Source organism: Halomonas daqiaonensis, assembly GCF_900109725.1.
GTDB lineage: Bacteria > Pseudomonadota > Gammaproteobacteria > Pseudomonadales > Halomonadaceae > Halomonas > Halomonas daqiaonensis.
In genome coordinates this window covers 35,811-50,877 of sequence record NZ_FOBC01000016.1, presented here as the reverse complement: position 1 = coordinate 50,877, position 15,067 = coordinate 35,811, and the positions used below count along the sequence as shown (strand labels likewise).

Annotated in this window: 15 protein-coding genes; 4 read left to right on the top strand and 11 right to left on the bottom strand. The window is 66.7% G+C overall.

The genetic code is table 11. The features are described 5' to 3' along the window. The first annotated feature begins 9 nt into the window (after positions 1 to 9). Genes ssb through BMY30_RS12910 form a run of 3 tightly spaced genes read left to right on the top strand, consistent with a single transcriptional unit; the run spans position 10 to position 2,267 of the window. Positions 10 to 594 carry a single-stranded DNA-binding protein gene (gene ssb, locus BMY30_RS12920; RefSeq protein WP_089714369.1) on the top strand — a complete coding sequence of 195 codons (585 nt, stop codon included), beginning with the start codon at positions 10 to 12 and terminating at the stop codon, positions 592 to 594. A 24-nt stretch (positions 595 to 618) separates the two neighbouring features. After that, positions 619 to 1,509, top strand: a complete 891-nt coding sequence (locus BMY30_RS12915; RefSeq protein WP_089714368.1) for a sugar nucleotide-binding protein — start codon at positions 619 to 621, stop codon at positions 1,507 to 1,509. Next, positions 1,506 to 2,267, top strand: a complete 762-nt coding sequence (locus tag BMY30_RS12910; protein ID WP_089714366.1) for a lysophospholipid acyltransferase family protein — start codon at positions 1,506 to 1,508, stop codon at positions 2,265 to 2,267. The genes BMY30_RS12915 and BMY30_RS12910 overlap by 4 nt, the downstream gene beginning before the upstream one ends. 81 nt (positions 2,268 to 2,348) lie before the next feature. Here BMY30_RS12910 and fabB read toward each other — a convergent pair whose 3' ends face one another. Then, positions 2,349 to 3,566: a beta-ketoacyl-ACP synthase I gene (gene fabB, locus BMY30_RS12905; protein ID WP_089714364.1), complete on the bottom strand. Its 1,218-nt coding sequence runs from the start codon at positions 3,564 to 3,566 to the stop codon at positions 2,349 to 2,351. 13 nt (positions 3,567 to 3,579) lie between these two features. Then, a complete protein-coding gene (gene fabA / locus BMY30_RS12900) occupies positions 3,580 to 4,095 on the bottom strand; it encodes a 3-hydroxyacyl-[acyl-carrier-protein] dehydratase FabA (protein WP_040183089.1) in 516 nt (171 codons plus the stop codon). A 327-nt stretch (positions 4,096 to 4,422) separates the two neighbouring features. On the opposite strand from fabA, the gene BMY30_RS12895 reads away from it, so the two are divergent. Next, complete coding sequence (locus tag BMY30_RS12895) at positions 4,423 to 6,291, top strand: putative bifunctional diguanylate cyclase/phosphodiesterase (protein WP_089714362.1); 1,869 nt, start codon at positions 4,423 to 4,425, stop codon at positions 6,289 to 6,291. On the opposite strand, the gene BMY30_RS12890 is transcribed toward BMY30_RS12895, so the two are convergent. The 9 genes from BMY30_RS12890 to BMY30_RS12850 form a co-directional block, all read right to left on the bottom strand. After that, positions 6,241 to 6,768 carry a DUF2878 domain-containing protein gene (locus BMY30_RS12890; protein WP_089714360.1) on the bottom strand — a complete coding sequence of 176 codons (528 nt, stop codon included), beginning with the start codon at positions 6,766 to 6,768 and terminating at the stop codon, positions 6,241 to 6,243. The genes BMY30_RS12895 and BMY30_RS12890 overlap by 51 nt on opposite strands. Before the next feature lie 6 nt (positions 6,769 to 6,774). Further along, positions 6,775 to 8,043 carry an SAM-dependent methyltransferase gene (locus BMY30_RS12885; RefSeq protein ID WP_089714358.1) on the bottom strand — a complete coding sequence of 423 codons (1,269 nt, stop codon included), beginning with the start codon at positions 8,041 to 8,043 and terminating at the stop codon, positions 6,775 to 6,777. Next, a complete protein-coding gene (locus BMY30_RS12880) occupies positions 8,040 to 8,819 on the bottom strand; it encodes a DUF1365 domain-containing protein (RefSeq protein WP_089714356.1) in 780 nt (259 codons plus the stop codon). The genes BMY30_RS12885 and BMY30_RS12880 overlap by 4 nt, the downstream gene beginning before the upstream one ends. Then, positions 8,816 to 10,219 (bottom strand): NAD(P)/FAD-dependent oxidoreductase, encoded by a 1,404-nt coding sequence (locus BMY30_RS12875; protein WP_089714354.1) that lies wholly within the window; start codon positions 10,217 to 10,219, stop codon positions 8,816 to 8,818. Before BMY30_RS12875 ends, BMY30_RS12880 begins: the two co-directional genes overlap by 4 nt. Continuing rightward, complete coding sequence (locus tag BMY30_RS12870) at positions 10,216 to 11,010, bottom strand: SDR family NAD(P)-dependent oxidoreductase (RefSeq protein ID WP_089714352.1); 795 nt, start codon at positions 11,008 to 11,010, stop codon at positions 10,216 to 10,218. The genes BMY30_RS12875 and BMY30_RS12870 overlap by 4 nt, the downstream gene beginning before the upstream one ends. 25 nt (positions 11,011 to 11,035) lie before the next feature. Next, positions 11,036 to 11,470: a nuclear transport factor 2 family protein gene (locus BMY30_RS12865; RefSeq protein WP_089714350.1), complete on the bottom strand. Its 435-nt coding sequence runs from the start codon at positions 11,468 to 11,470 to the stop codon at positions 11,036 to 11,038. A 29-nt stretch (positions 11,471 to 11,499) separates the two neighbouring features. After that, positions 11,500 to 12,918: a deoxyribodipyrimidine photo-lyase gene (gene phrB / locus BMY30_RS12860; RefSeq protein WP_089714348.1), complete on the bottom strand. Its 1,419-nt coding sequence runs from the start codon at positions 12,916 to 12,918 to the stop codon at positions 11,500 to 11,502. A gap of 13 nt (positions 12,919 to 12,931) precedes the next feature. Next, positions 12,932 to 13,846 carry a MerR family transcriptional regulator gene (locus tag BMY30_RS12855; RefSeq protein WP_089714346.1) on the bottom strand — a complete coding sequence of 305 codons (915 nt, stop codon included), beginning with the start codon at positions 13,844 to 13,846 and terminating at the stop codon, positions 12,932 to 12,934. A 123-nt stretch (positions 13,847 to 13,969) separates the two neighbouring features. Further along, a complete protein-coding gene (locus tag BMY30_RS12850; protein ID WP_244516204.1) occupies positions 13,970 to 15,022 on the bottom strand; it encodes an NAD(P)/FAD-dependent oxidoreductase in 1,053 nt (350 codons plus the stop codon). Between the last annotated feature and the right edge of the window lie 45 nt (positions 15,023 to 15,067).

Sequence of the window (15,067 nt, the reverse complement as noted above, 5' to 3'; positions counted from 1 at the left end):
GAGTCTCTCATGGCCCGTGGCATCAACAAGGTCATCCTCATCGGCAACCTCGGCCAGGATCCGGAGGTGCGCTTCACGCCCTCCGGCACTGCCGTTGCCAACCTCAACCTGGCCACCACCGACACCTGGATGGACAAGCAGAGCGGTCAGCGCCAGGAGCGTACCGAATGGCATCGGATCGTGCTCTTCAACAAGACCGCCGAGATCGCCCAGCAGTATCTCAAGAAGGGCAGCAAGGTCTATATCGAGGGCCGGCTGCAGACGCGCAAGTGGCAGGATCAGAACGGTCAGGACAAGTTCACTACTGAGATCGTTGCCAACGACATGCAGATGCTCGACTCCCGCGGGGGTGACGTTGGCGGCCAGCAGGGCGGCCAGTACGGCGCTCAGCCCCAGCAGGGCGGTGGCCAGCCCCAGCAGGGCGGTCAGTATGGCGGTCAGCAGCAGGGAGGCAATTTCGGCGGCGGTCAGTCCCAGCGTCCGGCTCCGCAGCCTGCTCCCCCACAGCAGGGTGGTGGCCAGCAGCAGGGCGGCAACTATGGCGCCCCGGATCCGGGCAGCTTCGACGATTTCGATGACGAGATCCCGTTCTAACCAGGGACCAGTCGAGGAGATGCTTTGAAGCTGTTGATTCTGGAGGCCGGGCACTGCCTGAGCCTGGCGCTGGCACGCGAGGCCAATCGGCGCAGCGACACCGAGCTCACCATCGAACCGGGTCTGGCGGTCACGCCGCAGCTGCTCTATGAAGTGCGCCCGGATGCGCTGGTGATCCCGCCGCTGTTGCGGCCGATCACTGTCGAGCCTGCTGCCGTCATGGCGCATGCCGAGGCGGTCGAGGCCTGCATGGAGGCCTGCCGTGAGGCGGAGATTCCGCTGTTGTGGTGCGTCTCCGACCAGCTTTACGAGGATGGCCTCGCTGTCCCCATTGACGAGCACGTGATCCCCGAGCCTCGCGACGATAGCCTGAGGCGGCTGATACGTACCGGCGACCGGATTCGTGCCGAATATCCTCGCCACCTGATCGTGCGCCTGGGACCACTGTTCGCTCTGGAGGGTAGTCAGGCCTGGCTGAGCGAGCTGCTCGATACCCTGACGGATGGTGGCGAGGTGCGGGCTGAGTCCGACGTGATCTTCTGCCCGACCTCGGCGGATGCCGTGGCCATGGCGGTGATCGGCATGCTCCAGCAGCAGCACTGCGGCGCCGAGGCCTGGGGCAGCTACCACCTGGCCGGTCCCGAGCCGGTGAGCGCCTATACCTTCGTCTCCATGGTGCGCACCCAGCTCGCCACACGGCTCGAGGGGCGTGGCGAACAGGTTACACTGGGCAGCGTCAAGGCGCTCAGTCACCATCACGACCAGCCACTGCGTCGCGTGTTGCATTGCCGGCGGGTACTGGACGTGTTCGGCGTGCACCAGAAGCCCTGGCGCCTGGAGGTGGGGCGAATGCTGGATACCTGGTGCCTGGCCAGGGATGACGGCAAGGTGCAAGAGGAGTCGACGCCACGATGAACCTGATCCGCAGCCTGATCTTCTATGCTGGCTACTTCCTGGCCATGCTGGTCTGTGGTGTGCTTTTCCTGCCACCGGCGCCCTTCCTGCCGCTGCGCTCGCGCTATCGCCTGCTCAACCTCTATAACCATTTCATCATCGCCTGGTTCCGCCTGGCCTGCGGGGTGCGCTACGAGTTCCGCGGACATGAGCGGCTGCCCGATGGCCCCTGCGTTCTCCTCGCCAACCACCAGTCCGAATGGGAGACCGTCTACCTGCAGCTGCTGCATCCGCCGGTCTGCACGGTGCTCAAGCGGGAACTGCTGAATATTCCGATCTTCGGCTGGGGGCTACGCCTGCTGCATCCTATCGCCCTTGATCGCAGCAAACCCGCCCGGGCCATGAAGCAGGTGCTTACCCAGGGCAAGACCCGGCTCGAGGAGGGGCTCTCGGTGCTTATCTTTCCCGAGGGGACCCGGGTGGCGCCGGGAAGCCGGCAGCGCTACAACAAGAGCGGCGCGGTGATCGCCTGCCGCGCCGGGGTGCCGGTGGTGCCGGTGGCCCACAATGCCGGGGAGCGCTGGCCGGGGCGCCACTGGGTCAAGCGCCCAGGGCGTTTGTCGCTGGAGGTGGGCGAGCCCATCGAGACCGTCGGCCGCACCTCCGAGGAGGTGATGGTCGAGGTGGAGGCGTGGATCGAGGCGCGGCTGGCCGAGATCTCCGAGGTGCCGCGCCCGGCAGCCGCTGCATCGCCGGCCACCGAGAAGCCCCCGGCCTGATGCCGACGGCTCCCGTAACGCAAGAGGCGCCCTATCGGGGCGCCTCTTGCGTTACTTACGTTACGGCCTGATCGCTGTAGATCAGTCGCGGTACTTCTCCAGCACCAGGCAGGCGTTGGTGCCGCCGAAGCCGAAGCTGTTGGAGAGCACCCGCTCGACCTTCACGCCGTCGCGGCGCTGGGTGACGATATCGAAGCCGTCGGCCTGCTCGTCCAGTGTCTCGACGTTGGCGGAGGCGGCGATGAAGTCGTTCTCCATCATCAGCAGCGAATAGATCGCCTCCTGCACCCCTGTGGCCCCCAGGGAGTGTCCGGTCAGCGACTTGGTGGAGCTCATCGCCGGTGTAGAGTTGCCGAAGACCTCGCGGATTGCCTTGAGTTCGGCCACGTCGCCCACCGGCGTCGAGGTGCCATGGGTGTTGATGTAGTCGATCTTGCCATCGACGGTGGCCATGGCCTGGCGCATGCAGCGCATTGCCCCTTCGCCGGAGGGTGCGACCATGTCGTGCCCGTCGGAGGTGGCGCCGTAGCCGGTCACCTCGGCATAGATCTTCGCGCCGCGGGCCCTGGCGTGCTCGAGCTCCTCGAGCACCAGCATGCCGCCACCGCCGGCAATGACGAAGCCGTCGCGGGCCTGGTCATAGGGCCGCGAGGCCTTCTCGGGAGTGTCGTTGTAGTGGGTCGAGAGCGCCCCCATGGCATCGAACAGGCAGGAGAGGGTCCAGTGCTCTTCCTCGCCGCCGCCGGCGAAGACCACGTCCTGCTTGCCCAACTGGATCTGCTCCACGGCGCTGCCGATGCAGTGGGCCGAAGTGGCGCAGGCCGAGGAGATGGAATAGTTCACCCCCTTGATCCTAAACGGGGTCGCCAGGCAGGCCGAGACGGTGCTGCCCATGGTGCGGGTGACCCGGTAGGGGCCCACACGGCGCAGGCCCTTCTCGCGCATGACATCAGCCGCCTCGACCTGATTGGCACTCGAGGCACCGCCCGAGCCGGCGATCAGCCCTGTCCGCTCGTTGGAGACCTGATCCGGTGCCAGCCCCGCGTCCTCGATGGCCTGGGCCATGGCGACGTAGGCATAGGCGGCGGCGTCGCCCATGAAGCGCAGCAGCTTGCGGTCGATCAGGGGATCCAGGTCGATGTCGACGCTGCCGGCCACCTGGCTGCGGAAACCTCGCTCGGCGTAGTCTTCCTTGAAACGAATGCCCGAGCGCCCGTTCCTGAGCGCCTCGAGAACCTGTTGTGCGTCATTGCCTAGGCAGGACACGATGCCCAAGCCGGTGACTACCACTCGTCGCATGGGAGCCTCCTGTTCAGAAATTCGCGGTGGAGGTGAACAGGCCGACGCGCAGGTCGTTGGCCTGGTAGATGTCGCGGCCGTCGACGGAAACGGTGCCGTCGGCCATGCCCAAGATCAAGCGCCGGGTGATGATGCGCTTGATGTTGATGCGGTAGGTAACCTTCTGGGCATCGGGCAGGATCTGGCCGCTGAACTTGACTTCGCCGCAGCCCAGGGCGCGGCCGCGGCCGGGATGGCCAAGCCAGCCGAGGTAGAATCCCACCAGTTGCCACATGGCATCCAGGCCCAGACAGCCGGGCATCACCGGATCGCCGGGGAAGTGGCAGTCGAAGAACCACAGGTCGGGGTGAATATCCAGCTCGGCGATCAGCTCGCCCTTGCCGTGATCCCCGCCTTCTTCGTGGATGTGCATGATGCGATCGAGCATCAGCATGTTGGGGGCCGGCAACTGGGCATTGCCCGGACCGAACAGCTCGCCGCGTGAGCAGGCCAGCAGTTCTTCGCGATCAAAGGAGTGTTGCTTGGTCACTGAATCGTTCCGAGAGTCGAGATTATTGTGTGCCGAAAGCGGCCTGGGGCCGCCGGGCGGCTGTGCCTAGTCTACTGTCCACACACGATGAATGCACGCCAACCGGGTTTTCTGCGTGGCGTGATGCCTCGCCCGCCCAGGGAGGATGTGAATGGGATAACGTCTCAGGCGGAGCATCCGAGCATAGACCCTGGGTTGTCGTCCGCCGACCGCCAAGCGACGATACCCGCGGCGTGGGGTTCAGCTTTGCACGTCATTGCCGATAAGACAGTAACGATCCGTTCATGCACAGGCATGACACTCTTCACCGATGGAGCGTCAGATACCGTGTGGCCAGACTTCTCTCTCAATCGACCCATGCTCTGGGTGGCGCTCTCGGCCTTCTCGGCCAGTATCTGGCTGCCCGGTATCCCGCTGCGCCTGGCCGCGGCGGCTCTGGTGGCCCTCGGCATTATGGATGCCTGGCGCCAGATCCGACTGGAGCACCAGCGGGCACGCCTCGGCGAAGCGGCGCTCTCCCTGTCGGAAGAAGGCGTCATCATCACCGATGCGTCCAACCGCATCGTCACCGTCAACCCGGCCTTCACCCGCATTACCGGCTATACCCTGGACGAGGTCCGCGGCACTAATGCCAGCTCGCTTTCCGCGCCACGACATGACAAGGCGTTCTTCGAGAATTACTGGCAGACCCTGAAGGCCACAGGACGCTGGGAAGGGGAGGTATGGAACCGCCGCAAGCAGGGCGACGAGTATCCCGAATGGCTTCGTGCCCGTGTCGTCTCGGACGAGTCGGGCCGCGTCACCCATCATGTCTGCCTGTCTACCGAAATTTCCATTCACAAGGCCCGCGAGCGAGACCTGCAGAGGATAGGCTTCGAGGACCCGCTAACCGGCCTGCCCAACCGCCGGCGACTGCACGACCTGCTGGAGTCCCGGCTCCGGCACCTGCGGGCGGGCGAGAGCCTGGACATGGCGCTGATCGATATCGACGGCTTCAAGGAGATCAACGACGGTATCGGGGTTGAGCTCGGCGACCGGCTGCTCGCTCACTTCGGGCAACGGCTGGCCAGACAGGTTGCCGGTGGTGTCGTCGGCCGTCTGGGAGGTGATGAGTTCATGGTGATTTCTACCACGACACATGACGATCATGACAACTGGATCAAGGGCCTGCAGAACCATTTGGGGCAACCCTTCGAGATTGACCAGCACAGCCTTCGGCTGGGGCTGACCATCGGCAGCTGCCGCTCACCCGAAGATGGCCGCGAGTCCGGTGTGCTCTTCCAGCGTCTGGAGTCGGCCCTCTACAGCGCCAAGCGTAACGGCCGCAATCACAGTCAGCGCTTCCGGCCATCGCTGGATGTCCAGGATAGCCCGCAGCTTGGCATGCTCAACGACCTTCGCAATGCCCTGGCCGTGGGTGGTCAGTTGGAGTTGCATTACCAGCCTCAGTATCGACTGGAGGATGACAGCCTCGTCGGGCTGGAGGCCTTGCTGCGATGGCAGCATCCGCGTGATGGCATGGTCTCTCCCGGCGACTTCATCCCCCTGGCCGAACGGCATGGCTTGATGGCGACGCTGGGAGACTGGGTGATCGACCAGGCCCTTGCACAGCTCTCTCACTGGCAGAGCAAGGGCATGCCGGAGGTAGTGGTGTGGATCAACATCTCGGCCATGCAGCTGTTTCAGGGTGACCTGGAGACGGCTCTGGCCTCCGGGCTTGCACGTCACCGCGTGCCGCCTCGGCTTTTGGGGCTGGAGTTGACCGAGTCTGTGCTGCTCGACGAACGCGCGGGTGACATCGCCCCACGGCTGGAAAAACTGCGCCGGCAGGGTCACCACGTCGCCATCGATGATTTCGGTACCGGCTATTCCTCGCTTGGATATCTCAAGCATCTTCCGCTCGACAAGCTCAAGCTCGATCGAGCGTTCATTCAGGCATTGCCCGACGACCAAGCCGATGCAGCCATCGTCTGTGCCGTGCTGGCCATGGCGAGAGGGCTTGAACTGGAAGTGATCGCGGAAGGGGTCGAGACCGAGGCTCAGCGCGATTATCTGCGCGCCCAGGGATGCGCCCAGGTGCAGGGCTTTTTCTATGCCAGGCCGCTGCCCGCAGCGCGACTGGAGGCTCAGTGGCGGGAGCAGATCTCAGCGGGACAGATTATCAAGGGTAAGAGTTTTGCTGAAGCGTCCGCTTAGGGCGAAACAGATCAGCGCCCAGGCGAAGGCCTCGGCGGGCAGCAGCCAGGGGGCGAGCTCGACGCCCGCGAGGTGCGCGCCGCCATAGTAGGAGAGCGGCCCGCTGGTGGCACCGCCGAGCACGGCCAGCCAGGGGGTTCGCCATAGCCAGGCCAATGAGTGGTGTATCAGGGTGGCGAACAGTGGCCAGAGCAGCCATAGCCACATCGGCATCACGCCGAGAACCCGCGTCCCGTCAGCGAAATCAAAGCCGCCGGCCAGCGTCAGGCTGCCGTCGACCACCAGCCCCAGCGCGGCAAAGCCCACCAGCCAACGCCACTCACCAGGTCGCGCCAGCCAGGCCAGGTGCAGGGTGATGATCATTGCAGCCACCAGCAGGCCGACCCGCGAGCCGCCCAATATGCAGGCGAACCAGCCGGCTTGGAAGGCGGCCAGGTTGGCGAGCAGCTTCACGAGACTGTCGGGTTGCGTAGCCATCGTGGATCACGCCGCCCCGGTGAGCGGCGTCGGTCGTGCGTCTGGCTTGGCCAGCAGCAGCTGACAGGTACCGATGGTGCGCTCCAGGAAGCCGCCCTCGCAGTAGCAGAGGTAGTAGCGCCACATGCGGATGAAGCGCTCGTCGTAACCGAGCCGGCTCACGGTCTCCAGGCTGGCCTCGAAGCGATGTCGCCACTCGCGCAGGGTGCGGGCGTAGTGCAGGCCGATCTCGTCCAGGTCGACGACATTCAGCGAGGTGTGGCGTGTCAGGCCGTCGAGGATGGCGCAGTGTGATGGCAGGAAGCCCCCTGGGAAGATATAGCGCTTGATGAAGTCCATCTCATGCTTGGCGACCTCGTAGCGCTGGTCTCGGATAGTGATCGCCTGCAGCATCGCCTGGCCGTCGTCGGTGAGCAGTCTGTCCAGGGTCGCCAGATAGGTGCCCAGGTACTGGTGACCCACCGCCTCGATCATCTCCACCGAGATCAGTCGGTCATACTTGCCCTCCAGCTCGCGGTAGTCCTGCTGTAGCAGGGTGATGCGCTCGCCCAACCCCTCCTCCTCGATGCGCCGGGCCGTGAAGGCGTGCTGTTCCGCGGAGATGGTGGTGGTTGTCACGTGGCAGCCGCGGGTCTTCGCCGCATGGATGGCCAACCCGCCCCAGCCGGTGCCGATCTCCAGCAGGCGGTGATGGGGCTGGACATCGAGCTTGTCGAGCATCAGGTCGAGCTTGTGGGTTGAGGCCTCCTCCAGGCTCGCTTCGGGATGGGGGAAAACGGCGCTGGAGTACATGCGGTGCTCGTGGTCGAGGAAGGTGGCGAACAGCGCGTTGCCTATATCGTAGTGGGCGGCGATGTTGTGCTTCGACCCACGCAGGCTGTTGCGCTGCAGGCCATAGAGGACGCCGAGCAGCCAACGTCCGAGGCGGGCGGTGCCGGTCTCGATCTCGCCGTTGACCCGCTCCAGGTTGGCGGCGAACAGCCTTACCAGTGCCACCGGGTCGTCGGCATCCCAGTCGCCCTCCATGTAGGCCTCGGCGGCGCCCACGGTGCCGCCCAGTGCCAGACGCTTCCACGCCCGGCCGTGGCGGACTACCAGGGTGGTCCGCAGCGGCCCCCCCTGGCCCAGGTGGTGGCGCTGGTGGCCGTCGATCAGGGTGATGTCGCCACCTTCAAGGCGGTCGAGCTGGGCCAGTACCCGGGGCTTGAGCCAGCGGGTCAGCCGGTCGCCCTCAGGGGGTAGGGGGCGAGCAGTAGCGGAGCGAAGGGTGTTCACGACGAGCTCTCCTCACGGGAAGGGTGGTTCTGGCCGGGATGGTCATGGACGGGAATGCGCTTGAGCCAGAGCCGCAGCGCTTCGAGGTGGATGCCGGCGAGGGTCTTCAGGCTCATCCAGGGCTGGCGGGCCAGGGTGGCCAGCAGCACGCCGCGGGTGGCGGGGCGGGCCTGCAGGGTCAAGGTGGCGTCGAAGTGGCGTTCGCCATCTTTCCAGTTCTCCATGTGCATCGACAGGGAATCACCGGGGCTATCGAAGCGCCAACGGTAGGTCATGTCCATGGGGTTGAAGGGCGAGACGTGCATCGCCTTGTCGAATTCGGCGACATGGCCATGGCGGCGAGGCGCCACGGTGCAGGCATAGCGGGTGCGTTCTCCCCAGGGCGTGTTGCTCACCTCGCCGAGCATGGCGCGCAGCTCGCCACGGGCGTTGTAGGCGTAGTAGAGAGATACCGGGTTGAAGCCAAGCCCGAGGGTGCGCAACTGGGTCAGCACGCAGATGCGACCGTCGGGGGCGCTGCCCAACTGGCGCTCCAGTTCCTCGCGCACCGCCTGCTTGAGGGGGCGGTCTTGTGGGCCCAGATAGTCCTCGCGGCGAAAGCGGGCCAGGGCCGGGCGCCGGGCGCTGAAGCCGGGTACGCCGTCGAACAATTCTGGCAACTCGTCGAGGTCGAGCCAGGCCATCCAGACACGGTACTCGAAGGCGTGATGGCGTGGCACGAAGCGCCGGTGGCGCAGGGTGCCCCGATAGATGCGCGAGCGCGGCAAGCGGATCATGCCACACGCTCCTCGGCGGCCGATGCCGGCATGGCCGGTTGCGCCTCGCGGCTGTCGTCCTCGTCACAGCCCAGGGCTTGGGCCACGCGCAGGGCACTCCAGACGCCGTCCTCGTGGAAGCCATTGCGCCAGTAGGCGCCGCAGAAGTGGGTACGGTGCTCCGGCCCGGAGATTTCGGCGTGGCGGGCCTGGGCCGCCTGGCCGGCCAGGGTGAACTGGGGATGGGCGTAAGTGTAGCGGCCCAGCACCTTGGCGGGATCGATGGCAGCGCTGTCGTTGAGGGTTACGCAGAAGGTCTGCGGGGCGCTGATGCGCTGCAGGATGTTCATGTTGTAGGTCACCGAGACCCCGGCATCGTCACCGCGGCCATCGAGCCGGTAGTTCCAGCTCGCCCAGGCACGCCGGCGGCGCGGCAGCAACCGGGTGTCGGTGTGCAGCACCACCTCATTGTCGGCATAGGGCAGGGCGCCGAGGATCTCGCGTTCGGCGGTGCTCGGGTCGTCGAGCATCGCCAGTGCCTGGTCGGCGTGGCAGGCCAGCACCACCTGGTCGAAAGCCTCTATGCCGCCCGCGGTGCGTACCTCGACCCGATCAGCATGGCGGCGGATGCCGCACACCGGGGTGGCCAGGTGAAGGCGACCGGCATAGGGCGCGGTCAGCGCCGGGATGTAGCTGCGTGAGCCGCCTACCAGGGTGTGCCACTGGGGCCGGTCGCTGACCGACAGCAGGCCGTGATGGCGGAAGAAGCGCACGAAGAACAGCAGCGGGAAGTCGCGCAAGTCGCGAATGCTGGCCGACCAGATCGCCGCGCCCATGGGCAGCAGGTAGTGGTGCTGGAAGTCGCCACCGAAGCCGTTGACGTCGAGCCAGGCGCCCAGCGTCATGGCGGGGTCGAGCCGGCCGTCCTCCAGCGCTCGGGTCGCTTCGCTATTGAAGCGCAGGATGTCGCTCAGCAGGCGATGAAAGCTGGGTCGTAGAAGGTTGCGGCGCTGAGCGAAAAGGCTAGAGAGGGTATGGCCATTGTATTCAAAGTCGCGGGCCGTCTCGTGCACCGAGAAGCTCATCTCCGTGGGCTGGCTGGCCACGCCGAGCCTCGCCAGCAGGCGCTGGAAATGTGGATAGGTCCAATCATTGAAGACGATAAAGCCGGTATCGATGGCGTAGTGGCGCCCCTCGAGCTCCACATCCACGGTGGCGGTATGGCCGCCCAGACGGTCGGCGGCCTCGAACAGCGTCACCTCGTGCCGGCTCGACAGGTACCAGGCGGCCGACATGCCGCCGATGCCGCTGCCAATCACGGCAATGCGCCGGGCGGCGCTCCGCTGGGCGGCATTCCGTCGGGTGGCGCTCCGTTGGGCGGTCTCGCGCAGCGGGTGGAGCGGAGTGAGCGAGGCATTCATGAGCGGGTCTCTGGAGCGGTGTCCTGGCGAGCCATTTGCAAGCCCAGGCGGCGGCGCAGGTCCGGGGGCAGGATGCCCGCCAGCCGCACCAGCAGCGTGAAGCGTCGCGGGAAGTTAATATCCAGGCGGCGCTTGGCGAGGCCTTGGAGGATCGCCGTGGCGGCCTCGTCGACGCTCACCCGCATGGGCATGGCGAAATCGTTGCGGTCGGTCAGCGGGGTCTTGACGAAGCCAGGATGGATCAGGCTCACGTCGATGCCCTCAGCGTCCAGGTCGAGGCGCAGAGACTCCAGGAAGTGGCTCAGTGCGGCCTTGGAGGCACCATAGGCCTCGGCCCGGGGCAGCGGCAGGTAGGCCGCGGCGCTGGAGGTGGCGGCCAGCAGCGGCCGCCTGCCCTCGGCACGGGCCTGGCGCAGCAGTGGCAGGGCGGCCTCGACGCCGTAGACGGCACCGAAGAAGTTGGGGGCGAAGACCCGTTCGACGAGGTCGACATCGAACTCGCGGGCGTCCAGGTACTCGCAGGTCCCGGCATTGAGGATCACCAGGTCCAGGCCGCCGAATTCTTCATTCAGCCGCTCGCCGGCCTGATGCACGGCCTGGCGGTCGGCCACGTCAAGGGGCAGCATCAGGGCATTGTCGCGCCCGGCGGTAAGCTCACTGAGCGCCGACTCGCTGCGGGCACTGAGCGCCACCCGGTGGCCCTCGTCGAGCAGTCGTTCGGCCAGGGCACGGCCGATGCCCGAGGTGGCGCCGGTCAGCCAGATGCGTTGCCTGTCGCTCGCTGTGGTCATGGTCTCTCCCCGTTCTCGGTGGCCGTCAGCGGCCCAGTTGTCGCTTCACCAGCCGTATCGCGCTCCCTAGCAGGGGCAACCGCTCGTAGAGCAGCGCGCCGGCGTCGAAATAGTCGCGGTGCCTGACAACTCGGCCATCCTCCGCGAAAGCGAGGTGCGAGCAGCCCTCGACGTCTATCTCGCGGCCGCCATCGAGGCGGGGATGCACCAAGTGCATCGTCCAGGTGATGAATGCCGTATCGTGCCGCTGCAGGGTCTCGTGGAAGATGAAGCGGCACGATGTCACGTTGTCGTACAGGGTGTGGAAGTAGCCTTCCAGCGCCTCGCGGCCCTTGATGTGGTGCAGTGGGTCGGTGAAATCCACGTCGTCAGTGTATACCTCGTACAGCTTTTTTGTACAGGTCTTGTCTAGATTATTGAAGAAGGCGCAAAAGGCCTCCAGGTCAGGTGCCTGGCGCATGGCAGGGTCTCCCGTGTCAGATGGGGGTGTCAGTCCTTGTTCAGGGCCTTGAAGGCTTCCAGGGCGCGGGCCCGGGCGGCGCGGTGGTCGACGATGGGGGGCGGGTAGTCGACGTCACCCAGCAGGTCCTTGGGAGGTGCATGACGCGCCTTCGCCGGCAGCTCGGCTAATTCCGGCAGCCACTCGGCGAGGAAACGGCCGTCGGGGTCGAAGCGTATCGACTGGGTCGTGGGATTGAAGATGCGGAAGTAGGGTGCGGCGTCGGTACCGGTGGAGGCGGCCCACTGCCAGCCGCCGTTGTTGGCGCAGAACTCGCCGTCCACTAGATGACGTAAAAAGAAGGCCTCGCCGCGTCGCCAATCGATCAGCAGGTGTTTGCTGAGGAACATGGCGGTGACCATCCTCAAACGGTTATGCATCCAGCCGGTGGTGATGAGCTGGCGCATGGCGGCATCGACGATGGGGTAGCCGGTGCGCCCTTCGCACCAGGCATTGAAGCCGGCCTCGTCGTCGCGCCAGGCAAGCTGCTCGGTATGGCGCTGAAAAGGGCGATGGCGACACACTCGCGGGAAGCCGACAGCCACGTGACGGTAGTACTCCCGCCACACCAGTTCGTTGACCCAGGCCGTGAGCCCGGCGTCGCCCTCGGCCAGTGCGCCGTCGTTTTCGGCCATCACTGCCTGCAGGCACTGGCGGTGGGAGATCATGCCCAGCGCCAGGTAGGGCGAGAGCTCGCTGGTGCCGCGGATCGCCGGAAAGTCACGCTGCTCGGCATAGTGTCGCCCGCGGAAGCGCAGGAAGCGCTCCAGGCGGTCGGCGGCGGGCCCTTCGCCTGCCGGCCACTGGCGGCCGTCGATGGGCGTGTCATCCAGTTCGGGGAGCTCGGGCAATGGGTTGGAGGTGATGCTGCGCCGCGCCTGGGGCGGGAGGGTGTCATGCAGGGCGATTCGCTCCGACGTCAGCTGGCGATGCCAGGCCTTGGCGAAGGGCGTGAATACGCCGTAGTAGTCGCCCTTGCCGGTGAGCAACTCGCCGGGTGCGAAGGCCACGGCGTCGTGGTGGCCGGTGGCGGTGAGGCCCGCCTCTGCGAAGGCATCGATCACTGCGGCGTCACGGGCCAGTTCGTCCACCGGGTATTCGCGGTTGAAGTGCAGGGCGGCGGCACCTGTCTCCCGGGCGATGTCCAGCAGGGTCGCCGGGGCCTCGGCGAAGTCGTCGATGTCGTGGTGCAGCAGCGGGATCCCCAGGCCGCTCAGGCTATCGCCCAGGGCGGCCACCCCGCGGCCCCAGAAATCGAGCTTGTTGGCGCCGTGGCCGTGGCGCTGCCAGTGGGGAAGGCTGCGCAGGAACACGGCGATTACGGGGCCCTGGCGGTCGGCCGCGGCCAGGGCGGTGTTGTCGTGAATGCGCAGGTCACTGCGGAACCAGACGATCACGGGGTAGGTCATGGGCGGCTCCGATTCAGCGGACGGGAAGGCGGGCCTGGAGGCGCTCCATGGCTTCGCAGAGGTCATCGCCCAGCAGTTCCACGCGGGTCTCCTCCAGGTCGGTCTCGCGGATGCGGGCCATGGGGCCGCAGGCCATCAGCGGCACCTCGAGCTGATCGGCCAGGCGTGGCAGTTGGCGCCGCACCAGCTCGGCCTTCTCCGCCTTGCCGCTGGCCAGCAGCAAGGCCATCGCCTGGAAGCGCTCCACCGCCAGTGGCAGTTCGTTGCAGGGAAGCGGGGCATCGAAGAGGTGTACCCGGTAGCCGCGGTCGCTGGCGGCCAGCGCCGTGAGCAGCACCCACAGCGGGGCGGGGTCATCGGGCAGGGGTACGACCAGCAGCGTCGGGCCCCTGCCCATCGGGTTGGCATGCAGCAGCCGGGTACCGATGCGGGTGCGCAGGAAGGTCTCTAGAGTGCGGCGCTGCAGCGTGTCGCCGAGCTGTTCCCCCCAGCCCTCCTCGAGCTGGCGGACCACCGGCTGCCAGAGCTCGGCCAGGCAGGTCGGCACCGGGTAGAGCGCCAGCGACTGGTTGAACAGCTCTTCCAGGCGCGTGAGGTCCAGGGCCTGCACGGCACTGACCAGCAGGCGACGCTGGCCCGGCCAATCGCCGGCTGCTGGTGCCGGCGTCTCCACGGTCTCTGGCTGGTCGAGCAGTTCGCGGACCTGGCTGACCGGCACCCCGCGATTCAGCCACTGCAGGATGCGTTCGACGCGCTCGATGTCCTCGCGGGCGTAGAGGCGGTGGCCCTTGGGGGTCCGCTGCGGCTTGATCAGGCCGTAGCGTCGCTCCCAGGCGCGCAGGGTGACGGAGTTCACCCCCGTCAGCCGGGAGACCTCACGGATCGGATATAGGGGCGTGTCGGCCGGGCGCCTTGCCTGGTCATTCATGAGCGTGCCCACTCCCTTGCCTGCTCTGCGAAGTGGTCGAAGGGAGCTCGCCATTTCGGGTCGCTGGAGCCGTAGGCGAGCAGGATCTGGGCATAGGACATGGAAGTCTCCAGTCGCGATGGATCAGGGGGCGTCGACCGCCAGGGCCTCGCCGAGGTGATGGCCGGAAAGCCAGGCATCCTCGACCCGCGGCCCGCGCCAGCCGTCGCCGCACAGCGCCAGCCCTGAGGACGAGCGACGGTAGTCGAGGTTGACGGCCTCGCCCGCGGCGAAGACGTCCGGCTGGGCGTAGCGCCAGAGGTGGGCACCCAGATCGCTGGGCTCGGGCAGCGTGACACCCTGCGGCAGGCGCTCGCGGAAGGCGTCGAGAAGCTGCCGAGCCACGGCCTCGGCCTCTTGCTCCCGGTGGGCCTCGCTCCACTCCAGTCGTGCCAGCAGGCTGAGGCTCTCGCCCTGGCCGTGGCGGCCGGGCTTGTGGTCGTTGCGGGTGACGAAGCGCAGCGGGTCGGCGGCCCGGTCATGGCCGGGGTCCAGGCGCACCGCTTGCCAGTCGTCATCGACCCCCGGCAGGGACGGCAAGGGGCTATCGAAGCATGCCCAGGCGGTCCAGCAGGGTCGCTGGATCACCGCCTCGCAGGTCTCCGCCAGGGCCGGCTCGTGTTCGGCCAGCAGCGCCGCGGCCTGGGGCGTGGGTGTGGCGATCACTACCTGCGCGAAGGGGCCGTGGCGCTGCTGGTGCTGGTCCACCAGCCACCACTGCCCCGCTTGCTCTTCGAGGCGCTCGATCCGCGTGCCAGTCACGACCTCGAGTCCTTCGGCCAGTCGGCGAGTCACGGCACTCATGCGCGGGGTACCGATGAAGCGTTCGACGTTGTCCCGGTGGCGCTTCCAGCCCGTCTCGGTCACCTGCCAGAAGGCGTCGGGCCAGAGATCGACATGGCCTGCTTCCTGCCAGCCGGTCACCCTGCGCCTGAAGGCCGGGTCGCGTACGCTGAAGAACTGGGCGCCAAGATCGACCACGGCGCCCGGCAGATGGCGGCTGGACATGCGTCCTCCGGGGCCGCGGCCCTTGTCGAAGAGGCGCACCGCCAGGCCAGCAGAATGCAGGGCCTGGCCGCAGGCGAGGCCGGCGATACCGGCGCCGATGATGGCGGTAGAAACGGAAGGCTGGGGCATGGTCATCTCGTGCAGTCAACGGCTTTCATGGCTAGACTAGCAGAA